The organism is Treponema bryantii, assembly GCF_036492245.1.
Lineage (GTDB): Bacteria > Spirochaetota > Spirochaetia > Treponematales > Treponemataceae > Treponema_D > Treponema_D bryantii_C.
In genome coordinates, this window is sequence record NZ_AP025286.1 from 3,332,811 (window position 1) to 3,357,151 (window position 24,341).

16 protein-coding genes are annotated in these 24,341 nt (G+C 41.3%); 8 read left to right on the forward strand and 8 right to left on the reverse strand.

Annotated elements, in window-relative coordinates:
* Nucleotides 1-32 precede the first annotated feature (32 nt).
* From AABJ44_RS14535 to AABJ44_RS14555, 5 genes are all read left to right on the forward strand, one after another.
* Nucleotides 33-2,249, forward strand: a complete 2,217-nt coding sequence (locus tag AABJ44_RS14535; protein ID WP_338369739.1) for a hypothetical protein — start codon at nt 33-35, stop codon at nt 2,247-2,249.
* A 265-nt stretch (nt 2,250-2,514) separates the two neighbouring features.
* The gene (gene carB / locus AABJ44_RS14540) at nt 2,515-5,766 is read left to right on the forward strand and encodes a carbamoyl-phosphate synthase large subunit (protein ID WP_338369740.1); all 3,252 of its coding nucleotides are present in this window, start codon (nt 2,515-2,517) and stop codon (nt 5,764-5,766) included.
* 292 nt (nt 5,767-6,058) lie between these two features.
* Nucleotides 6,059-7,444: an AmmeMemoRadiSam system protein A gene (amrA, locus tag AABJ44_RS14545; protein ID WP_338369741.1), complete on the forward strand. Its 1,386-nt coding sequence runs from the start codon at nt 6,059-6,061 to the stop codon at nt 7,442-7,444.
* 17 nt (nt 7,445-7,461) lie between these two features.
* A complete protein-coding gene (amrS, locus tag AABJ44_RS14550) occupies nt 7,462-8,310 on the forward strand; it encodes an AmmeMemoRadiSam system radical SAM enzyme (RefSeq protein WP_338369742.1) in 849 nt (282 codons plus the stop codon).
* Nucleotides 8,307-8,996 carry a helix-turn-helix domain-containing protein gene (locus AABJ44_RS14555; RefSeq protein ID WP_338369743.1) on the forward strand — a complete coding sequence of 230 codons (690 nt, stop codon included), beginning with the start codon at nt 8,307-8,309 and terminating at the stop codon, nt 8,994-8,996. The genes amrS and AABJ44_RS14555 overlap by 4 nt, the downstream gene beginning before the upstream one ends.
* Here the strand turns inward: AABJ44_RS14555 and AABJ44_RS14560 are convergent.
* Nucleotides 8,938-9,327, reverse strand: a complete 390-nt coding sequence (locus AABJ44_RS14560; protein WP_338369744.1) for a cupin domain-containing protein — start codon at nt 9,325-9,327, stop codon at nt 8,938-8,940. The two genes, AABJ44_RS14555 and AABJ44_RS14560, sit on opposite strands and share 59 nt — an antisense overlap.
* A 94-nt stretch (nt 9,328-9,421) precedes the next feature.
* Here AABJ44_RS14560 and AABJ44_RS14565 point away from each other — a divergent pair, with 94 nt between their 5' ends.
* The gene (locus tag AABJ44_RS14565) at nt 9,422-11,152 is read left to right on the forward strand and encodes an ABC transporter ATP-binding protein (RefSeq protein ID WP_338369745.1); all 1,731 of its coding nucleotides are present in this window, start codon (nt 9,422-9,424) and stop codon (nt 11,150-11,152) included.
* Nucleotides 11,153-11,162: 10 nt separating this feature from the next.
* Here AABJ44_RS14565 and AABJ44_RS14570 read toward each other — a convergent pair whose 3' ends face one another.
* A complete protein-coding gene (locus AABJ44_RS14570) occupies nt 11,163-12,194 on the reverse strand; it encodes a Gx transporter family protein (RefSeq protein ID WP_338369746.1) in 1,032 nt (343 codons plus the stop codon).
* On the reverse strand, nt 12,178-12,540 hold the full coding sequence (locus tag AABJ44_RS14575) for a NusG domain II-containing protein (protein WP_338369747.1): 363 nt from the start codon (nt 12,538-12,540) through the stop codon (nt 12,178-12,180). The genes AABJ44_RS14570 and AABJ44_RS14575 overlap by 17 nt, the downstream gene beginning before the upstream one ends.
* A 73-nt stretch (nt 12,541-12,613) precedes the next feature.
* Between AABJ44_RS14575 and AABJ44_RS14580 the strand changes: the two genes are divergently transcribed.
* Nucleotides 12,614-14,038, forward strand: coding sequence for an HD domain-containing phosphohydrolase (locus tag AABJ44_RS14580; RefSeq protein WP_338369748.1), 1,425 nt, complete (start codon nt 12,614-12,616; stop codon nt 14,036-14,038).
* Nucleotides 14,039-14,185: 147 nt separating this feature from the next.
* Nucleotides 14,186-16,507 carry a phenylalanine--tRNA ligase subunit beta gene (gene pheT, locus AABJ44_RS14585; RefSeq protein WP_338369749.1) on the forward strand — a complete coding sequence of 774 codons (2,322 nt, stop codon included), beginning with the start codon at nt 14,186-14,188 and terminating at the stop codon, nt 16,505-16,507.
* A gap of 63 nt (nt 16,508-16,570) precedes the next feature.
* Here pheT and AABJ44_RS14590 read toward each other — a convergent pair whose 3' ends face one another.
* The 5 genes from AABJ44_RS14590 to AABJ44_RS14610 all read right to left on the reverse strand — a co-directional run bounded on the left by AABJ44_RS14590 (nt 16,571) and on the right by AABJ44_RS14610 (nt 24,232).
* Nucleotides 16,571-17,074 carry a response regulator transcription factor gene (locus AABJ44_RS14590; protein WP_338369750.1) on the reverse strand — a complete coding sequence of 168 codons (504 nt, stop codon included), beginning with the start codon at nt 17,072-17,074 and terminating at the stop codon, nt 16,571-16,573.
* 3 nt (nt 17,075-17,077) lie between these two features.
* Nucleotides 17,078-18,052 carry a hypothetical protein gene (locus AABJ44_RS14595; RefSeq protein WP_338369751.1) on the reverse strand — a complete coding sequence of 325 codons (975 nt, stop codon included), beginning with the start codon at nt 18,050-18,052 and terminating at the stop codon, nt 17,078-17,080.
* A gap of 106 nt (nt 18,053-18,158) precedes the next feature.
* Entirely contained in the window at nt 18,159-19,157 is a 999-nt protein-coding gene (locus AABJ44_RS14600) for a 2-hydroxyacid dehydrogenase (RefSeq protein WP_338369752.1), read from the reverse strand.
* 149 nt (nt 19,158-19,306) lie between these two features.
* The gene (locus tag AABJ44_RS14605) at nt 19,307-22,141 is read right to left on the reverse strand and encodes a chitinase (protein WP_338369753.1); all 2,835 of its coding nucleotides are present in this window, start codon (nt 22,139-22,141) and stop codon (nt 19,307-19,309) included.
* A gap of 15 nt (nt 22,142-22,156) precedes the next feature.
* Nucleotides 22,157-24,232 carry a glycosyl hydrolase family 18 protein gene (locus AABJ44_RS14610; RefSeq protein ID WP_338369754.1) on the reverse strand — a complete coding sequence of 692 codons (2,076 nt, stop codon included), beginning with the start codon at nt 24,230-24,232 and terminating at the stop codon, nt 22,157-22,159.
* Nucleotides 24,233-24,341 lie beyond the last annotated feature (109 nt).

The following is a 24,341-nucleotide window of genomic DNA, read 5'->3' on the forward strand; positions in this document are numbered from 1 at the left end:
TTATTACAAAATACTTCACTAGGAGGAAAAAAGTGAAAAATTTATTAAAAGTCGCCGTAGTTGTACTTTTGCTAACTATGGCATTCGTTGTCAATTCCTGTTCATCAGCTTTAGACGAGATAGAATCTTTAAAGAATGATAACCCGGAATTAGTAGAAACTGGAAACTCTATCTCTTCTGAAAGTTCAAGAGCAGTAACTTCTGCAGAATTAAATGAACCGCTTACTCTTGAATTCGCACGGGATGGAAAAATTACCATAACAAACCCATGGAGTACACTTAGATACAAAAAAAATGATGGAAATATTATTGCAGCTGTAGATCCAAATAATCCATCTGTTTGTACTATAAAAATGTCTCAGGGTGATAAAATTTGCTTCTATGCAGTAAAATCTGAAAATACATATAGTAAAACTATGAATATAGACTCAACTTCAGACTGTTATCTATATGGAAACATAATGAGTCTTGTTACTTTTGATACAAATACAGGCAATTGGGATCCAAATTATAAATATCTGCGTGAATCATATACTTTTTGTGAACTTTTTCGTGAGAATAAACATATTAAAAATCATTCTTCAAAGCAAATCTGTTTACCTGCAAACAATCTTAAAGACAATTGTTATTGTAGAATGTTCGAATCCTGTACATCCCTTACAACTGCTCCTGAACTTCCTGCCACAAGCCTTGCAGAAGCTTGCTATGCCGCTATGTTCTATTACTGTGAATCTTTAATAAATGTACCAAAAAAGCTTCCAGCCACTTGGCTTTATAAACATTGCTACATGAGCATGTTCTTTGGATGTATCGCTTTAACGACTGCTCCAGAGCTTCCAGCTCAACATCTTGATACCGCATGCTACGAGTGTATGTTCTATCTTTGCCGATCATTAACAACAGCTCCAAAACTTCCCGCTACAACGCTAGCCAGTGAATGTTACGATAGTATGTTTGGCGATTGCTACTCTTTAACAGAAGCTCCTGAACTTCCTGCTAAAACTCTTGACTGGGCTTGCTATCGAGATATGTTCATATACTGTACCTCTTTAAAGAAAGCTCCTGTTCTTCCCGCTACACAACTAGAAGAAAGGTGCTATGCAAGTATGTTCTTTGCCTGCAGGTCATTAACAACTGCGCCTAAACTTCCAGCAACCACTCTTACTGATAGCTGTTATCGATCTATGTTTGAAAACTGTACTTCACTAACAAATGCACCATATCTACCTGCAGATACACTCTCAAAAAATTGTTACGAAGAAATGTTTAAGGGATGTAAAAATCTTAATTTTATACAATGTCTGGCTACAGATATTTCTGCATCTGAATGTACAAAAGATTGGGTATATGATGTTCCAGTCAGCGGTACTTTTGTTAAGGTAACCAATGCAGTATGGCCAACTGGTAATAATGGAATTCCAAATGGCTGGACAATAAAAAACATAGAAACCAAAGTTCCAGAATATGACGAAGATCCTTTAACTCTGGAATTTATAGAAGATGGTACAATTAAAATAATAAATCCATGGAGTACACTTATGTATTCAGTGAACGGAGAAAATGTAGTTTATATATCAGCAATAAATAACTCACCATTTACTATAACAGTTAAGAAAGGTGATAAAATTTGCTTCTATGCCGAAAAATCTGAAAATACATATAGTAAAACTATGAATATAAACTCAACTTCAGACTGCTATCTATATGGAAACATAATGAGTCTTGTAACTTTTGATATAACATCATACACATGGAATCCAAAATACAAAATACTGCATAATTCATATACATTTGCATATCTTTTCGAGCATAATAATCATATCAAAAACCATCATTCCAAACAGCTTCTTTTACCGGCGGAAACACTTACAAGTTATTGCTATATTGGATTATTTTATGCTTGCACCTCACTTACAAAAGCTCCTTCACTTCCTGCAACAACTCTTAATCCGTTTTGTTATGACTCAATGTTCAAAGGATGTTCATCATTAACGAATCCACCTATCCTTCCTGCAAAAACTCTTTCTAATGGGTGTTACCAATATATGTTTAAGGGATGTAAAAACCTTAATTATATAGAATGTCTGGCTACAGATATTTCTGCCAAGGATTGTACTAATTCTTGGGTAGAAGGTGTTTCATCCAGTGGAACTTTTATTATCTCTCTCAATACTCTTTTGAAATGGCAAAGGGGAAATAACGGAATTCCAAATAATTGGACTGTAATTAGGTCATGGCCAATATTTTGATGGAATTAAATATAACTTAAATAATTTAATATAGTTACATAAATTCTATTTGAAATTATATAACTACTAGAATAATCTTGAAAACTTTGATAATATATACTCTCAGTATGAAAACTGAAGCGTGTTTTGACATGAATATTCTCAAGATTAAAAACACTGTTCATACTATTTTTATTTGGTGATTTCTAAGGCGGAATTCTTTTGAATTCCGCCTTTTTTTTCGCTCAAGCGAATTTACATTGCATTTTATAGGAGTAAATAGATTATGAAACGAGAAGACATCAAAAAGGTTTTGATTATTGGTTCGGGCCCGATTGTTATTGGTCAGGCATGTGAGTTTGACTATTCGGGAACTCAGGCTTGTAAGGCTTTGCGCGAACTTGGCTACAAGATTGTACTTGTAAACTCTAACCCGGCTACTATTATGACTGACCCGGTTATGGCGGACGCTACTTACATTGAGCCGCTGAACGTTGAGCGTCTTTCTCAGATTATTGAAAAGGAACGTCCTGATGCACTTTTGCCTAACCTTGGTGGTCAGACCGGTTTGAACATGGCTATGGAATTGAACAAGGCCGGCGTTCTTGATAAATACGGTGTAAAAGTAATTGGTGTAAACCTGGATGCTATTGAGCGTGGTGAAGACCGTGAGATTTTCAAGGAGACTATGAAGTCGCTTGGTATTGACACTCCTCGCTCGGGAATCTGTCACACTGTTGAAGGTGCTGAAAAAATTGCTGAAGAAATCGGCTTCCCACTGGTTGTTAGACCTGCTTATACTATGGGCGGTCAGGGTGGCGGTTTCTGCTACAATGTTGAAGAGCTTCGCACTATTGTTGCAAACGGTCTGGATCTTTCTATGACTCACCAGTGTTTGATTGAAGAGTCTATTCTTGGTTGGGAAGAGCTTGAAGTTGAAGTTGTTCGCGACTCTAAGAATCAGATGGTTGCAATCTGTACTATCGAAAATATTGACGCCGTTGGTGTTCACACTGGTGACTCTTTCTGTGCCGCTCCTTTTATGACTATCGACAAGGATCTGGAAAAGAAGCTCCAGGAAATGGCATTTAAGATTGTTGAGAACATCGGTGTTATCGGTGGTACAAACGTTCAGTTTGCTCACAATCCTAAGACTGGTCGCGTTGTTATTATTGAGATTAACCCACGTACTTCTCGTTCTTCTGCACTTGCTTCAAAGGCAACTGGCTTCCCTATCGCGCTGATTTCTGCAAAACTTGCCAGCGGTTTGACTCTGGACGAGATTCCTTACTGGCGTGACGGCACTCTTGAAAAATATACTTTGGGCGGCGCTCCTGATGGAGATTACGTTGTTCTTAAGTTTGCACGCTGGGCTTTTGAAAAGTTCCGCGGTACAAAGGATGAACTTGGTACATCAATGAAGGCCGTTGGTGAAGTTATGGCCATCGGTAAAAACTTTAAGGAAACTTTCCAGAAGGCTATTCGTGGTCTTGAAAATGGCCGCAGCGGTCTTGGTTTTGCAAAAGACTTCAATAAAAAATCAGCTGATGAATTATGCGAAATGCTTAAGGTTCAGAGCAGCGAGCGCTACTTCCAGCTTTATGAAGCAATCCGTAAGGGTGTTCCACTTTCTAAACTTTCTGAAATCACATACGTTAAAGAGTTCTTCCTCCAGCAGATGAAAGAGCTTGTTGATTTGGAAGAGGAAATGCTTAAGAACCCTGGACGTGTTCCGGAAGACAAGCTTCTTATTCAGGCTAAGAAAGACGGTTTCAGCGACAAATATCTTTCTAAAATCCTTAAGGTTGCAGAAAAAGATATCCGCAAGAGACGCAACGAGCTTGGTATTAAAGAAGCATGGCTCCGTGTTCCGGTTTCCGGTGTTGAAAATGCCTGCTACTACTACTCAACTTACAATGCAGAAAAAGACACTTCTGTTGCAACAGACAACAAGAAGAAGATTATGATTTTGGGTGGTGGTCCTAACAGAATTGGTCAGGGTATTGAATTTGACTACTGCTGCTGTCATGCGGCTATGCAGTTGAAAGAACTTGGTTACGAAACAATCATCGTAAACTGTAACCCGGAAACTGTTTCTACTGACTATGATACTTCTGATAAACTTTACTTCGAGCCAGTTACAACAGAAGACGTTCTTCAGATTTACGAAAAGGAAAAGCCATTCGGAGTTATCGTTCAGTTTGGTGGACAGACTCCACTTAATATTGCACGCGAACTTCAGGAAAACGGTGTAAATATTCTTGGTACAAGCATCGACTCTATCGACATCGCCGAAGACCGCGACCTCTTCCGCCACATGATGGAAAAACTGGAAATCCCAATGCCAGAAAGCGGAATGGCAATTGACTTCAATGAAGCAAAGGCTTGCGCTGATAAGATTGGTTACCCAATCATGATTCGTCCTTCATTCGTTCTTGGTGGACGCGGAATGGAAGTAATCTATGACGAAGCTACTTTGAAGGAATACGTTGAAAAGGCTGTTGGTGTAACTCCTGACCGCCCACTTTTGATTGATCGCTTCTTGAAGAATGCGCTTGAGTGCGAAGCTGATGCTTTGGCTGATTCAACTCACGTTTACATCCCTGCTGTTATGGAGCACGTTGAGCTTGCGGGTATTCACTCTGGTGACTCAGCTTGTGTAATTCCTCCGGTTTCGATTCCGGCTGACAACCTTGCAACAATCAAAGAATATACAAAGAAGATTGCTGAAAGCCTCCACGTTTGCGGTTTGATGAACATGCAGTACGCAATTGAAAACGGAAAGGTTTATGTAATTGAAGCTAACCCACGTGCTTCTCGTACAGTTCCTCTCGTATCAAAGGTTTGTGACACACAGATGGCCCGCCTTGCAACTCGTATGATGCTTGGTGAATCACTCGAATCACTCGGCCTCAAAGACAAGAAGATTCCTTACTACGGAGCAAAAGAAGCAGTTCTTCCATGGGCTCGCTTCCCTGGAGTTGACCCAATCCTTGGACCAGAAATGCGTTCTACTGGTGAAGTTCTTGGTCTTGCTGAAAACTTCCCACTGGCATTCTACAAGTCACAGGAAGCTGCAGGAAGCGAACTTCCACACGCACCGGCTGCCTGGGAAAACAAGAAGGTTCTTATTTCCCTCAGCAACAAAGAAGGCCAGAAGGATCAGGTTCTCGAAATTGGAAAGACTTTGAAGAATCTGGGCTTTACACTAGTTGGAACCCAGGGCACAGCAGACTTCTACAACGCAAACGGAATCAAGTGCGATGTTGTAAACAAGATTGGTGCCGGCCGCCCAGACGTAGTAGATATGATTATGAACAAGGAAGTTTGCCTGGTAATCAACACACCAAAAGCAAAGCGCAACTACGCCGAAGACCGCAAGACAATCCGCAAGGCTTGTTTGAAATACAAGGTTTCTTACATCACAACAATTGCCGGAGCGCTTGCAGCGGTTAAGGGTATCGAGTCTGTAAAGAACGGTAACGGTGGTGAAGGTGGAGTTAAGAGCCTCCAGGAATATCACAGCTTGATTAAATAATAAAACCCGTCATAGACCCTGAAACATAGGGAGCGGCCCTGCAAGGCAGGGCAAAAACAGTCCAGTGGGCTGTTTTTAGCGAGTCTCCGAACAGCTATGCTGTGAAGGGTTCAGGGTGACAATGAACGCCAGTTCTGACTTCGGTTGGAGCTGGCGTTTTTTTATGATGTAAATCACCTGCTGTCCGCGAATAACGTGAATCTTTGAACGAATAGAGTTTTTTTCTAAAATTGAAATTTCATGCTATGATAATATAAAACAGTTTGCAATTAAGAAAATCAGGAGGCCACACATGTCGATTATTGCTGCGTTTATGGTGCCGCATCCGCCGATGATTGTGCCAGAGGTTGGACGGGGAAGTGAAAATCAGGTTGAGAAAACGATTAAGGCTTATGAGAAAGTTGCTGATGAAATTGCAGCTCTTAAGCCTGAGACCATTATTATTTCGAGTCCTCACAGCATAATGTATTCTGATTATTTTCATATTTCGCCGGGGGGTGGGGCCAGAGGTTCCTTTGCTGATTTTGGCGCACCTCAGGTAAAATTTGATGTTGATTATGATGAAGAACTTGTGAATCTGCTGAACGCGAGAGCCGAGGCATCGAACTTTCCTGCCGGAACCCTTGGCGAAAAACGGCCGGAACTTGATCACGGCACTATGGTTCCTCTCTGGTTTATTACGAAAAAATACAAGGATTTTAAACTCGTGCGCACGGGGCTTTCGGGCTACGACCTTTTGAAGCATTATGAATATGGCATGATGATTAAGGATGCGATTGAGTCTCTGGACCGCCGTGTTGTCTATGTTGCGAGCGGTGATTTGTCTCACAAGCTGCAGGATTACGGACCTTACGGTTTTGCAGAAGAAGGACCTGTTTATGATAAGCGTATTATGGAGGTTTGTTCGGGCGGCCGCTTTGGAGAGCTTTTTGATTTTGAGGAAAACTTCTGCGAGAAGGCGGCGGAGTGCGGACATAAGTCATTTGTGATTATGGCGGGCGCGCTGGATGGTCGTGCTGTTGAAGCAACTCAATATTCTCACGAGGATGTAACTGGCGTTGGTTATGGAATCTGTTCATTTATTCCAAAGAGTAATGATGAAGACAGGCATTTTCTTGATGCGAGATTAAAGCTGGTTGAAAATGAACTGGTGGAAAAAAGCCAGAAGTCTGATGCGTATGTGAAGCTGGCCCGGGCCTCGGCGGAATATTTTGTGAAGAATGGAGATGTGATGCCGCTGCCGGATGATGTGGTTCCGGAGCTTTTGAATGTCCGTGCAGGTGCTTTTGTTTCCATCCACAAGTTTGGAGCCCTACGTGGCTGCATCGGCACTATCGCTTCTACACAAGAAAATCTCGCGCAGGAGATAATTCAAAACGCTGTTAGCGCAGTTTCAAAAGATCCACGCTTCCAGCCTGTTACAGAAGATGAATTAAAATATCTTGATATAAATGTTGATGTATTAGGCGAAGCTGAAAAAATCAGTTCACCGGCAGAGCTCGACGTAAAAAAATATGGCGTAATCGTTCAGAGCGGTTACAAGCGCGGTCTTTTACTTCCTGACCTCGATGGTGTTGATACTGTTGAACAGCAGATTTCAATTGCAAGACGAAAAGGAGGTATTGCTCCTGACGAGAAAGTTGATTTATTCCGCTTTGAGGTTGTGCGCCATTATTAGCGCACGGAGCAGTAAATATGGCAATTTGTGATGTATGCTTCAGGCAGTGTAAAATTGAAGAAGACTCAACAGGATTTTGTGGTGCACGTACCTGTCGTGATGGAAAAGTTGTTGCCGCTAATTATGGCAGACTCACATCCATTGCTCTTGATCCGATAGAAAAAAAGCCTCTCAAAATGTTTCATCCAGGTTCGCAGATTTTGTCTCTTGGCTCATACGGCTGTAATCTTCGCTGTCCTTTCTGTCAGAACTACAGTATTTCCTGGTCGCAGAAAGCCTTTGAATATAAAGACAAAGCGGAATATTATGCGCCTGAAGAAATTGTGAAGATAGCTTCAGACCTCCGCCCCCGCGGAAACATAGGTCTAGCCTTCACCTACAACGAACCCCTCATAGGCTACGAGTTTATTCGCGACACAGCAAAACTTTCAAATGAAGCGGGCATGCAAAATGTCCTTGTGACAAACGGAACTGCTACCCAGAAAGTGCTGAACGAAATCTCCCCATACATCGACGCAATGAACATAGACCTCAAGGCATTCACCAGCAACTTTTACAAAGACTTTCTCGACGGAGATTTCCAGATGGTGAAAGACTTCATCCAGACCGCCGCAGCTTCCTGCCACGTAGAACTCACAACACTAATCATCCCTGATGAAAACGACAGCGAAGAAGAAATGCGCGAACTCTCCGCCTGGCTCGCTCAACTCGAAAATCAGCTGAATAAAAAAATCCCTCTTCATATCACAAGATTTTTTCCAGCCTTCAAACTCACAGACCGCGAGCCCACACCAGTCACCACAATAATGCGCCTCGTCGAAGTCGCAAAAGAAAATCTCGAATTTGTTTTCCCGGGGAATATATGATGAACGAAATTTCGTACCGCACAAAAAATGACGACATTGAATGCGTTCATTATAAAAACTGGACAAAGGCTTACCCACCACACACTCATGCCGAACACCTCACTCTTGGAATTGTTGAAGCGGGAAAAGTTTGCATTGTGATGAACGGCGCTTCAAAAGTTTTTGGCGAAGGAGATGAGTTTCAGATTCCACCGGATGTTCTTCATGAGATTAAGCCTGTTGATGACAAAGGCTATTCGATGCTGGTTACCTGCGTGCGTGTATCGTCACCAAAACCGGACAACTCCGACAATAAATCAGACGACACATCACTTGTAGAACTCAAAGATTCAATTCTTGATCAACCCGAAAATCTTTATCTCATTGAAGAAATGGCACAGGACACAAACATCAGTCCGTTTCATTTAATCAGGAAATTCAAAAAATTGTATGGACTCACACCACATCAGTTTCAGATTCAGTGCAAGGTGCGTAAAGCACAGAAGCTGCTGGAAGAAGAAAAAAGCGTCTGCGAGGTAACTTATGATGCAGGCTTTTGCGATCAAAGTCACCTCGACAGATGCTTTCAAAAAATTGTGGGTATGACTCCCAAAGAGTACAAGGAAGCCTCAAGCCCATCAGAAAATACTAGCACAAAGCCGGAAAAAACTTCGCAAAAAGATAAAGACCTTCCGGACCAGCATTAACTTCGTGCGGTACCTTTGCCGGCATAATCGAAATCACGCCCGGCTCATAACCAAGACTCTTCCCATTATTTACACACTCACCGTAACCCGCAATAACCTCATGAGTTTCCAGCTGAGTTTCGTGAATGTGATTCTTAATGCTTTTATTTGGCGCAATTCTAACCAGATGATAACTGAAGTCTCCGCCAGTATCTTTTGATGTAATGATGTGCTTAAGCTCAACACCTTCAAAAGTCGGATGCTTGTTCCAGTTGATTTTACTGAAATCAATTTCACCGTTCGGCAAACGCAGACAGCCGCTGTTAAATTTTTCAAAAAGTTCTTTACTCATATTGTTACCTCTTGAACAAAGTGTAATGAAGACATGAATTAAAAAATTGGATAAAATTGCTCTTAAATAAAAACTTATAATCTGGAAGAAATATATGGACTTTTCAAAACACCCGCTTAAGATTTTTTTCTCTTACTACAAACCACACTGGCCCCTCTTTGCAGCTGATATGACATGTGCTGTTTTTATGGCAGCCATTGATATTGCATTTCCAATGTTTTCACGGTATGCACTGAATACCCTGATTCCGAATCATGAACTGAAAACCTTTTTGATTCTTGTGGCTGTACTGCTTGTTGGTTTTTGCCTGCATAAAGGCTGTAACTGGTTTGTTGCTTACTGGGGACACGTTTTTGGAACACGTGTTGAACAAGATATGAGGCGGGATGTTTTTGATCATCTGGAAAAGCTGCCTTTCAGTTTTTATGATACTAACCGCACCGGAAAAATCATGTCGCGTGCGACAACTGATCTTTTTGAAATTACAGAGCTTGCTCATCACGGGCCGGAAGATTTTACAATCGCAATGCTCAATCTGATTGGTGCTTTTGTAATGATGCTTCATATTCGCTGGGAGCTTGCTATTATTGTTGTAATTGTACTTCCAGTAATGATTGCAATTGGAATTGTTTCGCGTAGAAATCTTTCGAAAACTTCTAAAAAAGTAAAAGAAATTACCGCCGAAGTAAACGCCGGACTGGAATCCAGCATTTCTGGGATTCGTGTAACAAAAGGCTTTAACAACGAAGAGTTTGAACGCAAACGTTTTGCCGGATTTAATAAGCAGTTTAGTGATGCAAAAAAATGGCGCTATAAATACATGGCAACTTTTTTCTCAAATATTGAATTCTGTAATAATCTGTTGTCACTGGTTGTGCTGGGAGCAGGCGGATATTTCATTATTAAAGGAAAAATGACTCTTCCAGATTTGGTTGCTGCAAATCTTTTTGTAGCAGCCTTTAGAGCGCCAATTGGTAAACTGAACTTTCTTGTTGAACAGTACACAAACGGAATGGCAGGTTTCCATCGCTTCCTTGAAATTATGCGTACAGAACCAGAACCAGCTGATTCACCAGATGCTGTTGAGATTCTCTCTGCACGTGGAAACATCAATTTTAAAAATGTTGATTTTTCTTATACTGCAGATTACCCTGTTCTTTCTGGTGTAAACCTCGACATCCGCTCCGGTGAAAAGTTTGCCCTGGTAGGTGCCAGCGGCGGCGGCAAGTCCACCCTCTGCAACCTCATTCCACGCTTTTATGAAATTACCGGCGGTGAAATAAGCCTCGACGGCATCGACATCAAGAAAATTAAAAAGAGTTCCCTCCGTTCACAGATTGGAATTGTCCAGCAGGATGTCTTTTTATTCGCCGGCACAATCCGTGAAAATATTGCCTATGGAAAACCAACTGCAACCGATGCAGAAATTGAACAGGCTGCGCGCCGTGCAGAAATCCACGACGATATAATGAAAATGCCAAACGGCTACGACACAATTGTCGGTGAACGCGGAATCAAACTCAGCGGCGGCCAGAAACAGCGCGTTTCCATTGCACGCTGCTTCCTTAAAAATCCACCAATCCTTATTCTCGACGAAGCAACTTCCGCCCTCGATACTGCAACTGAAATTAAAATTCAGCATTCATTTGATGAACTGTCAAAAGGCCGTACAACACTCGTAATTGCACACCGCCTTTCAACAATCAAGAATGCAGACAAGATTGCTGTTGTAACAGATCACGGAATTGCCGAGCAGGGCACACATGACGAACTTATGGCAAAACGAGGAGAATATTATAAACTACGAACTGTTCAGGAAGAATAGTTCCGAACTGTTAATTCTTATTAAAGACAAGCGCAGTTCGAAGTTTTGTAAAGATTGAACCTGATGTATTTACAAAACTAACTACCATTAGTTTGTAATATTTTAATGTAAGCCCCAGAAGACTTTTTTCTCCAGGCTGAATACAAACTGCACACTGACTGAATGCAGTTACTGTTGAAAGCCGGAGAGCCTTTTGAATGCCACTAACCAATGCACCATGTGTTATTGAAAATCCCAGAACCTTAAATAATACATGGCCATTTGGAACCAGCACGGAAGTAATAAGAACAAAGAGCCACAGAGAAATATGTGGAAGAAGTAAAATCTTTCGCCCGCTGAGTTTTTGTGAAACAAAAGCAATCAAAAGAAATCCGCACAAAACATAAGTGTTCTTAATAAAAAATACCGAGGCGCTCGCCGTAATCAAAACAATTAGCAATACAATATTAAATACTTTCCTTTCATTATTTGAGTCTGCCGAATCTACCGTAGAAGTTTTCAACTCCCCGTCTTCTGCATTGGCTCCCACAGATTCACCTACTGCATTCTCCAGCACTACCGCCAGCCATGCTGTAATCACACCACTGATAACATTAAAAATCAGCATTGGACCAAGCAAACTCCAGGTACCCTGACCAAGATACAGCGAAGTAAGACTTATCTGAACTACAGCACTTACGGCAGAACCGAGAACAGAAATACCGTAAAGACTCAGAATTCTTCTTTGACGAATCATCCTGCTCAGACAAAACATCACCAGTACACTTGCAATACTCTGTGCAAAAGACACAAGAAAAAAAGGAGAAAAAAGAGTACCGGCCATCAGATTGGCACAAACTGTTTTTACTACACCCAAAAGCATAAATGCCGGAAAGGAAAGTTCGAGTCCCATCAGTAAAGCAGCATTTCCCAGACCAAGGCGAAAGTAAGGAAAAATACGCGGTATAAGCAGCTCTGCATAAGAGAACATAAGTGTCAAAGCAGCGAGGTATGCAATTTTTTGTCGGGTTTCAAAATTTAGTTTTTTATTCACTGATTGCATCTAACTCGTCCTCGCTTTCAACTGTGATAATTATTTTATTCGGTAGACATACCAGCGGATTATGCCAGCCCTGAGTGATGCAGGTTTTATTTGGACACGGAGAATCTGTTATCCTTACCAAGCCGTTTTTAATTTCAAAAGTAGTTGGACCAAGTTCGCCCTCTACAGTGTAAATTCCATTTTGTGATGCAGAATATTCGTAATGTGTTCCATTGGCATTTACGCAAATCTTCGAACCTTTATGTCTGGCTCCGCGTATAGTCAGCAGTATTCCACATATGATTAAAATAAGAATTATTAAAATGTCCAGCGGCCTTAATCCAAGCTTTTTTAATTGTTTCCCCATAATCATATTATAACAGAAATATGTCATAAAAATACATTATGTGTTTTTGAAATTTTAGTTTATAATATAATCGATGACGAAAAAACATTTCCCTAAAATTACAAAAACAATAATTCTTTTCATTGTTCTTACAGATTTCATTTTATGTTCTCTTGTATTTACAGTAAGTTATTTTTCTTTTAATCAACAGTTCCGCGAACAATATGATACTAGTATTCAGGAAATTTGCAGGGCTGCACGAGAAACTCTGAATCCCGAAGATTTTCCTAAATATCTTCAAACAAAAGAACCTGATGAAAATTATTATTCCGTATTCAATAGTCTGAAGAATTTTTGTGATCAGTTTGAATTAAATGTAATTTACGTTTCTGCTGTTAAAGCTCCAGATTACACTCACATTTTCTATTTTTATGATCCTTGTGGCAAAGTAACACACTGGGAACCTTATCCTCTTGGATATGAAGAAGATTATTTTGAACCAAATTATAATGCATCTACCAAACGTGTTTTTGAAGAGGGCGCAACTATTACCCGCCATACTATTAAAACTCGCAGTGGCTCTCACATTACCGCCCAACTTCCAGTTTATGATTCTGCAGGAAAAATAGTTGCAGTAATTGGTGTAAATAAAAGTATTCAGGAATTCGTTGATGCCCGACAGTCTTTTGTTCGTTTTGTTATTATTACTGCTTTAATTTTTGGTATCTTTTTTATTGTTGTTTTCTCTTTCTATTTTAATCATCGTTTTATTAAACCTATTATGATGATTACAAATGAAACAAATCGATTCTCAACATTCAATGGTAATCCAAATAACGAACTGCTTGAAATTACAAATCGTGATGAGCTTGGAACTCTGGCAAAGTCAGTATTCCAAATGGAAAATTCTATCGCTGATAATATTTCGGCTCTCACCCGAATGACGGAAGAAACTGCTAAGGCTCTTGCGACTGCAATTGATGCTAAAGATAAATATACTCATGGTCACTCAATCCGTGTTGCAGAATACTCAAGAGAGATAGCCCGTTTGTCTGGAAAAAGTGAAACTGAATGCCGTGACATTTATATTGCCGGCCTTTTGCATGATGTTGGTAAAATCGGTATTCCTAATGTGATTATCAATAAGCAGGATAAACTTACTCAGGAAGAATATGATAAAATTAAAACTCATCCTGTAATTGGAAAGCAGATTCTTTCGAATATCACTCAGACTCCACACATTTCCGACGGTGCTTATTATCATCATGAACGTTATGATGGAACAGGATATCCTACTGGATTAGCTGAAGAAGCCATTTTAGACATTGGCCGCATTATTGCTGTAGCAGATGCCTATGACGCTATGACAAGTAACCGCAGCTACCGTAAAACTCTCTCGCAGGAAAAAGCCCGCCGCGAAATCGAAGAAGGTATTGGAACTCAGTTCGATCCTGTTTATGCAAAAATCATGCTAGCTATGATCGATGCAGATAAAGATTTTAATATGCGCGAGATGTAAGCCGGGGGCGTTACGGGGGTGTCCCCCGTTAGAAGGGGTAGCGGAAAACACCGAAGGCGTTTGAAGCGAGGGAAAGACTTTCCCCCATAATTGAATATCTCTCGAAATTCTTCTATAATTAAACATTAAAATTTCTCGAGGAAAAAAATGCCTAAAATCGAATGTAACGAAAAACTGTTTTTTGATGCTATCGGAAAAAAATACACTTATGATGCTTTGGAAGATGTACTTCCTTGCGCTAAGGCTGAGCTGGACGAAAAGCCGGATATGAGCCAGCCTGAAAACGAGCGCGTTGTAAAAATCGAATTGAATGATACTAACCGTCCGGACCTCTGGTCTACAAACGGTGTTGCCCGCCAGATTAAACTTCACGAAGGCGGAAAAACTGTTGATTATATGAAGCTCATGGCTAACCACGGAAACAGCGACTATGAAGGCCGCATTGTTGAAGTTGACCCAGAGCTTAAAGATATCCGCCCTTACATGGTTGCATTTATGATTACCGGTAAGGCAATTGATGATCCTATGCTTAAGGACATCATCCAGACTCAGGAAAAGCTGGCATGGAACTTTGGACGCAAACGTAAGTCTATTTCTATGGGCGTTTACCGCGTTGACCAGATTAAGTTCCCTGTTAAGTATCACGCTGTTGATCCTGACAAGACTTCGTTTGTTCCACTTCAGTGCGACGCTCCAATGACTTGCCGCCAGATTCTTACTGACCATCCAAAGGGAAAAGACTTCGGCTGGATTCTCGCTGATATGAAGAAGTTCCCACTCTTGAGCGATGCTAAGGACGAAGTTCTTTCTATGGCTCCAATCATCAACTCAGCTACTCTTGGTGCTGTTCAGGTTGGCGATAAGGACCTTATGGTTGAGCTCACCGGTGATAATATTGAAAACCTCATCCTTTCTGCAAATATCGTTGCATGTGATTTTGCTGATCAGGGATACGAAATCAAACCTATTCTTGTAAAGCATCCTTATGATACAGGCCTTGGAAAGGACATTATGGTTCCTTACTACTTCCAGCCAACTACAAAGACAACTCTCGGTGCAATCAACAAACTTCTTGGTTCTAATTTTGATATGAACAAGGTTGTTGATGCTCTTACACGCATGGGAAGCACAGTTGAAGTTAAAGGTGAAGAAATCACTTTGAGCCCGGCTCCTTACCGCAACGACTTCCTCCACGAAGTTGATATTATCGAAGACGTTATGATTGGCTGCAATGTTGCTGCATTCGAGCCACGCACTCCACAGGACTTCACTGTTGGTCGTCTTCTTCCACTTACTGAGTTCAGCCGCAAAGCAAAGACTTTGATGGTTGGTCTTGGCTATCAGGAAATGATTTTCAACTATGTTGGTTCTAAGAAAGACTATATTGATAATATGCTGATTGATGGTTCTAAAGTTATCGAAATTGCTAACCCTATGAGTGAAAACTATCAGTTCATTCGTCCAGAAATCCTTTCTTCTCTTTGCCGTGCCGAAGCAGGTTCAGCAAACGCTATGTACCCTCACAAGATTTTCGAAATCGGTAAGGTTGCATATCTTAAGGAAGATGAAAACACTGGAACAATTACACGCCAGCACCTCGGCTTCCTTACAGCTGCTAGCAATGCTAACTTCAATACATTGGCATCTGAGGTATCAAGCCTCGTTTACTTCCTCGACCACGAGTACAAGGTTGTTGAAAGCGAAGATCCACGCTTCATCCCTGGACGCCAGGCACAGCTGATTGTAGATGGTCAGCCAGCTGGTGTATTTGGTGAAGTTCACCCACAGGTTCTCGAGAACTGGGGAATTACAGTTCCTTGTGCAGCCGGAGAACTCGACCTCGAAACTTTGATGGCTACAGCTGATACTAAAACTGAAGCTGAAAAGGCAAAGGACAAGAAGGTGGTTTCGACAGGCTCAACCACCGAAGCTCCAGCAGGCAACAATCAGAAATCAGAAGCTGAAACAAACCCTGTAAAATACTTCAACGAGCACATTGAGCTCCGCGTTGCAAAAATCACAAAGGTTGAAACAAACCCACAGGGCGACAAGCTCTATATCGAAACTTTGGATGACGGTACAGGCACAGAACGCATTATTCAGAGCGGTCTCCGCCCATACCTCACAGAAGATGAACTTCTCGGTCAGCACGTAATTATCGCTGCTAACCTCGCTCCAAGAAAGATGAAGGGCGTAGAAAGCCGCGGAATGCTCCTTGCCTGCGACTACACAGAAGACGGAAAAGAAAAGGTTGAACTCCTCACAGCTCCATGGGCTGCTCCAGGAACAATCATCCAGATCGAAGGTGCCGAATACAATGGTGAAAAGCCAGCCAAAATCGACATCGACCACTTCTGCAAAATCGAATACCGCGTAAGTGGCAAGTGCTTCACAATCGCAGGTCAGAAAGCCCTCGCAGCAGGCAAGCCGGTTACAACTAACAAAGCTGATAACTGCGAAGTTTGCTAATAAACGGAAACATCCGTAAAACAGAAAACCGTCCGAGATCTCGGACGGTTTTTTTTATGCCTTTTATTCTTTCAGTTCGGTACGGGATTTGATTTGCAGTTTTTCGAAGATTGTGGACATGTGGCGTTTTACGGTTTCTATGCTGATGAATAATTCTTCGGCAATCTGGGCGTTGGAATAACCGCGGGCGGCCAGGCGTGCTACTTCTTTTTCTCGTGGTGAAAGAACGGCGAAACGGTCAGGTGTCTCGCTTGACTGCGGGACCGAAGTTTCTGTCTGCTTTTTCTCAAACGGAATCAAAAGTAGCTTAATTAAAATACCAAACAGCATAGGCCGGAAGTTTACAAAAAACATCATCAAAAATGCTGTTATCGTGTAAGCAGAATAGGCGTCACTGCCAGCTGTGAGATTTCGCTCAATCGCAGAAATCAAAATCACAAGCTTGACTACAGTGACAAAACTTACGCTCAACACTGCTGCTTTTGAGAAATCTTTTTTCTTTTGCAGAAATGCAGGAATCATGAAAATCACAATTCCCGCAATCACAAGAATTAAATCTTTTATCATCTGCTATTCCGATTCCCCGAGCAACGAAATCTTACTTCCCACAGCAAGCAGAATCAGATTTATAATCAGGCTATAAATCATAGGCAAACTTGCAAGAAGAATATTTATTCCAAGATATTCTTTATTTTCAAGATTAACCATAGTTGCCATATAACCGCCAATAGAACACATTATTCCGTCTAGAATAAGAATTACCTGCAGTGTATGAATAGCATTCAACGAAATTGCTTTTTGTGAAACAGAAAGCCTTGTGTTTTTGGCCGCAAATTTCAGAGTCTTGAAAAACTTCTTAAAATTCCCTGATATTGCGAGCAACAAAAAGCTGGTAACAAAAATATAAATCAATCCCGGCGCATCAATTAAGTAAGTTGTGACAGAATACTGTCTTTCTACATTATTTACCGTACATGAGTAAACAATCAGATAATAAAGACCAGCAATCAATGCAATTGTAATTATGATTTTTACAATACGGAAGATTTTCTGCTTATTCGAAAGTTCAATTTTTTCTTCAGGCTCTGTTTCTTCTGTCATAAAATTAATTATGCGGATTCTAAGCTTTCCTTTTAGGGTAAAAATAACCATTCCGAAAAAGGCCAGATAATATAGAGAACAGAACATTGTTGCAAGGTTTGGACCAAGAGCCTGAGCATCATAGAAATTCAGATAAAAGTAGACTCCGGCAATAAACATAAAAAAGATACAAATCAAAGCTAATGTCTTGAAGGAATAAGTAAGTACTGTTTCTATTTTCTTAAGACCGGATAAATCTGTTTCTTTGATTTTTTTGGGAGAAGAGAAAATCTTAAGAAAACTTTTCCCGTATCCGCTGAGCGAAATCATCAGAACAAGAATTACAATAATTCCAGACAAGAGCACTGGCTCTAAAAATTCCCAGACATATCCGCCGCTTGAAAGGCTGCAAATTGTCGCAGTAAAAGAAAGAACCAGTAGAGATAAAAGAAATTCGATAATCATAAAACCTCCTAAAAGGCTTGGCCGGCTTGCCTTTGACTATCTCAATTATCCCACTGGTTCTATTCTAAAACAAGATGTAAAAAGTTGTAATTTTAGTTGTAATCTTTTATTTCACCTCATTTACAAGCTCTTCACCTGCAGCAAATGCACGGATATTTTCCAGCGTTGTATCTGCAAGATTTTTGAGTGCGTTTGTTGTAAGGAAAGCCTGATGGCCTGTGATAATAACATTCGGGAAGGTGAGCAAACGCGCAAGCACATCATCTGTCATAATATCTGTAGACCAGTCGCTGAAGAAGTATTTGCTTTCCTCTTCATAAACGTCCATACCGATTCCGCCGATGTGACCGTGCTTCAACGCATGAACAAGCGCCTTCGAGTCTATCAAGGCGCCACGGCCTGTATTTATAATCACTGCATCATGCTTCATCATTTTCATTGTGTCGTGATTTACGATGTGCTTTGTTTCTTCGGTGAGCGGACAGTGAAGACTCAAAACATCACTCTGCTGGAAGATTTCATCCTTGCTCACGTAAGTAGCGCCAGTTTCACTCGCCCACTTTTCATTTGGATACGGATCATAAGCAATAATCTTCATACCAAAGCCTTTCAGGATTCCAGCCATTATCTGACCGATTTTTCCTGTACCCAGGATACCACCGGTAAGCCCGTGCAAATCACGGCCTGTAAGTCCATCAATATTGAGATTTGCAGTTTTTGTCCTGAGATAAGCCTGAGGAATATGACGGGTAAGCGACAAAAGCAGTGCCGCCCCATGCTCAGCAACCGCGTACGGTGAATAAGCCGGAACTCTTACAACTTTAATTCCTGCTGCACTGGCCGCCTTTAAATCAACATTATTAAAACCTGCACAACGCAGAGCAATCAGTTTTACACCGCACTTTTTCAGTTCAGCAATTACGTCTGCATTCACCACGTCATTTACAAAAACACAGACTACGTCATAACCCTGCGCGGTCAAAGCAGTATTTTCATTAAGCTTAAAATCACGGAAATCTATTTCATAATTAAAGCCACCGTCTGTATTGGCCTTTGTAAACGATGCCTTGTCATAAGAACGTGTATCAAAAAATGCTACTTTCATATTGTCAGCCTCCTATGCTCTATAAATAAGTTAACACCAGAACCTGTGAATCGTCAACTTTAGCCCACCCTGGGGCCTCAAGCACCCATAAAACAACAAAGGCCAGCCCGAATTTCTCGGACTGGCCCTACTTTTCCTATTAAATCAGATTAATAGTTATTCAAGAATGCTCTATTCTGGCGTCCAAAACTGTTATTGTTCTGGAGCGCATCCCAGTTAATAGACCATGTCATGAATCCTCTCATTCCAGGATACTTTGCTTCAAGAGTTCTGAAGGCCCCCTGAAGCTGTGTATTAGAAACCTGACCTGAACCTGCAGCACCCTGTGAACATGGTACAGCAATTACAACCTGATCTGCTCTAAGTCCCGGGAAGAAGTACTGATTTCCACCATTAAGATAGAAACCGTCTATCAACATTTCGCACATCTCTACCAGAGAAGGTTCATCTCCCATTGAATACCAGCTGCCGTCATTTCCCTGAACTGCTGCTGAATTATAGAGCTGCACCTGAACATAAGTAGTTCTGTCTCTCAAAGCGTGAATCATAGGAATATATCCACCGGCACGTGAATCAACATATCCGTTTATTCCACCGTAATATGTATGACCAAGCTGCATATAGAAGGTTTCCGGAGCCCATGAAAGAATGAAGTCATCTCCATAAGAATCACAAATCTGACGGATTGCATTAATCATATTTACAATTCTTGGTGTTTTAGGATTTGCAAAATCCGGGTCTGCACCACTATTCATTGCAACAGAAGACTGCTCAAGGTCAATATCAATCCCATCAAATCCATATTCATTAATAAAGCCTTTGATATCATTAACGAAAGTGTTTACAGCTGAAGAATTTTCAAGATAGAAATATCCTTCATAACCGCCGATTGAAAGAACGATTTTCTTACCCTTTGCCTGAAGAGTTTTAATGTCTGCCTTGAACTGATTTACGTCCCCTGCAACCCCAAACTTCATGCGGCCATTTCCGCTTCCTGGAGTAACCGGTTCAGCAAATGAAACGTTAATTACATCCCATGAAGAATCTACGTCAGCAAGGCGGATATATGGACAGCCACCGTCCCAGGTATGCCAGTAGCCGCTCATAATGCGTTTAGGAAGGCTTTTGTTGATTACAGGGTCTCCGCTTCCAGTACCAGGATTAATAACCGGAGGTTCCTCTTCCTGTCCAGGCTGAGGCTCTGGTTCAGGCTGTGGCTGAGGAGTAACTACTGGAATTGTAGAAGCAGAGCCCTTTGTTACTGTGTAATTAACAGTATTCGATGCTGCTGTACCAAAGCTGTTAGAAAGCTTTACCTGATAAGCGTAAGTACCATTAGCCTTGTTTGAAATATTGAATACATAGCTTTGAGCATTTGGCGAATTATCAGTGAAGGTTTGAGAAGCAATTAAGTTTCCGTTTTCATACAACTGAGCAAGAGTACCATTATTGCCCCACCACATATTCATTTTGATTCCAAAAGTTGCCTCACCATTCCATGTAGACTGCTCGATGAAAGGTGTTCCAGGAATGCCTGTTGCTTTAGGACTTGCAGGAACTTCTGTTGAAGGAGTTTCACTGCCAGGATTCTGATTTCCAGGATTGTCAGTTGAAGGCTCTTCCTCATGTGGAGGCTCGTTTCCAGAATCATCACCAGGAGTGTCGCCTGTATCGTCATCTCCTGAATCATCATCTCCAGGAATTACGATTGTGCCGTTTCCATTATCATAGCCGCCATCTGCTTCGTTCATAGCCTTGAGTTTTGCACCAACAACCTTAGAGAAGTTCCAGCCGTTTGAAGCATCCCAGTTAATAGACCAGGTCATAGCACCACGAATATTTGGATACTTGTGAGGAGGCACATAAGAACCGTGCTTTGTTCCATAAGCCAGTGTATCCAGAGCATTTACAACAATCTGAGGGTCAACATATCCGCTGCCGGCACCTCTTGTACTTGCAGGAAGTCCAAGACCTACCTGATCTGCACGCAGGCCGTTTTCAAGCTGAATTGTTGCAAGAGCAGTCAAAAAGTCTTCTCCACCCTGAGCATAAACTTTTCCATCATAACCACACATAGTACCTGAATTATAATACTGTGTGTTATTAACAGTCAGAATATCTTTGATTGCCAGAGCAAGCTTAAAATATTCCTGACCAGTACCCTGCATATCCAGAGTCTGTGGAGCAAAGGTGATAATAGAACCCTTTGGAATAGCACGAAGGGCTTTTTCAATGTATCGAGCCTGAATACCATGCTCAAGATCGATATCTACACCTTCAAAGCCATATTTGCGCATAAGGTTTGTTACAGAAGTTGCAAAACGATTTGCATCTGCATCACTTGCAATTGTAACATTACCAGTTTCACCACCAACCGAAATAATTACATGCTGGCCGCGTGCCTGAACAGTTTTAATATCCTGAATGAACTGTGCTTCAGAAAAACCTAATGAAGTATCAAGATTAAAAGTTACTTCACCCGGATTTCTTGTTGCATCAGCAAAAGAAACTACAATCAGATTATAAGTTTCTGGAACTTCACTGATGCGCAGTACCTTAGCACCATTATTAAAATTCTGCCAGTAACCGGTAAGAATATGCTTTGGAAGACCCGGAACAGTGATTACAGTTTCATCTTCATTATCATTTCCAGGATTTTCATCTTCTGCCGGAGGATTATCTGGAGGCAAAACTGTCTCATCCTCTGCAACTCCAATTTCAAGCCAGAGAGCAGGAACGCCGTCAGGCTGCCAGCCGTCTAAAGCTGTGTGAGCAAGACGACACTGATATACTTTACCGTTGTAGGTAACCTTATCACCAATATTGTAATAAGTTCCTGCAGCCCATGGAGCAATTGCTGAATATGCAGCACGTGCACTAGCCGTCTGTGAATTCTGTAAATCAGTTACAGCATTAGAACAGCCCGTAAAAGCAAGGCCGAAAGCCAAAAGTCCGGCCCCTATTATTTTATGAATTTTTTTCATTTAATAACCTTCTTTTTAAAGTCTTGTCCACAAGGCAGGAGTATCTGCCGGATTCCAGGTTTCTGAATATGCTACGTGTGTTACCAGACAGCTGTAGTTAGCACCATTGTAAGAAACAACCTGTCCTGCAGTATAAGTTCCCATTACTGCCCATGTGTTACCACCAGCTGGAGGCTGATTGTTTCCTGGCTGATCTCCACCCTGATCTCCCGGCTGAGGCTCTGGCTCAGGTTCTGGTTCAGGCTGTGGCTGTGGGTTTACTGGTTCAGAAGAAGCGCTTCCCTTAGTTACTGTATAAGTTACAGTTCCAGAAACAGCTGTTCCAAAGCTGTTGATAAGCTTTACCTGATATGCATAAGTTCCGTTAGCCTTTCCAGAAATATTGAAAGTATAAGACTGTGCATTAGGAGAATTATCTTCAAAGCTTACCGAAGCAATCTTTACACCGTTCTCATAAAGCTCTGCAACAGTACCGTTATTTCCCCACCACATATTCATTCTTAATCCGAAAGAAGCTTCTCCATTCCATGAAGTCTGTTCAAGAGAAGGAGTTCCCGGAAGGCCTGTAGCCTTAGAACTTGGAGGAACTTCTGTACCCGGATTTGTACCAGGGTTAGTTCCTGGGTTATCATTTCCAGGATTTGTACCAGGGTTAGTACCCGGATTGTCATTTCCCGGGTTAGTTCCAGGATTATTATTACCAGGATTGTTTCCACCATTATCACCAGGATTTATATCTGTTCCAAAATCAACACCATTCAAAATTGATTCATGAACAATGTTTACAAGGTCATAACCGTTTTTCCAGTCATCACCATCGAGCTCCCAGTACATAGCTCCACCAAGACCAAGCTCATTGATGTAGTCGCACTTTGTTTTGATTGTAAGCTGATCATCATAAGTATAAAGCTCACGAGTTCCGCGATTATAAAGCCAGCAAGCCTTACTTACTTCATCACGATACTTTACCCATCCGGCAGTATTTTCCAAAGCCTTTACAGCAAAATAAGGGCTCTGTCCACCAACACCCCATTTTCCAGACAAGGTTGAACCACCAGTACCAAACATACCGTCTCCAATGCCATCACCATCAAAATCGAGACCACCAGATACATTGTTCCAGCCACGACTGTAGAAAGGAAGACCTACAACAATTTTACTTGCAGGAACACCTTCTGAAATGAATTTCTTTACAGCCCAGTCAATGTTATACTTTTCTCTAACATCATCAGAATAAATGCCGCAGTTCATGTTTGCATAAAGAGGAGCCTGATGTCCTGTATTGCTTTCGAAAGCACCATGCATATCGTAAGTCATAAGGTTCAAAGCATCCAGATATTTGCAATAGTCACCAGGATTTGTTACAGCAATTTTATCATAACCTACGCCAATAGCAGCTGTAAGTTCATACTTTTTACCATCTTTGCGTCCCTGAGCATCCAGAGCTTCGCGGATAGCTTTTAAGAACAAAGTAAAGTTTTCTTTATCTTCAATTCCACCAGGAGCACCAAGATCGTATTCATCATTTGGATCTTTTGTACGATTTACACCAGGGTATTCCCAGTCGATATCAACACCATCAAGACCATACTGAACAACAAAGTTTTTTAAATTTTCTGCAGCACGTGCACGTGTAGTTGCATTAGCAGCAGCGGCATGGAAGCCATTTGATTTTGTCCATCCACCAACAGAAATCAAAACCTTAAGATGAGGATATTCCTCCTTGAGTTTACGTAACTGACCTAAGTTACCTTTGTACTCTGTATCCCATTTGTCACCAGGGTATACAATATCTGTAGTTGCCCATGGGTCAAAAATCTGAACCGCCTGCGAAGAAGGATCCAGACCAACAAATGCATAATTAATGTGGGTTAATTTGTTTGCAGGAATAGATGTCGCATAATAGTTATCATGCGCACCATAGATTCCCCACTCACAGAAATAACCAACAACCCTTTTTGAACTGGTAGCCACTGCTGCCGCTCTTGAAGAGCTTGAACCTTCCGCAAGGTCCGAAGCTACAATCCCTTTACAACTCGTAAAGGCCAATGCCATTGCCATAGCAACCAGAATCGTTTTTGTCTTTTTCATCACAACCTCCTATGTGTGGTGTAATAATTTTGATTAGACAAGATAAACTCAAACTCTTAGGGCCCTGTACAATACATATATATGTTTGTACAAACAGTGTACAATAAAT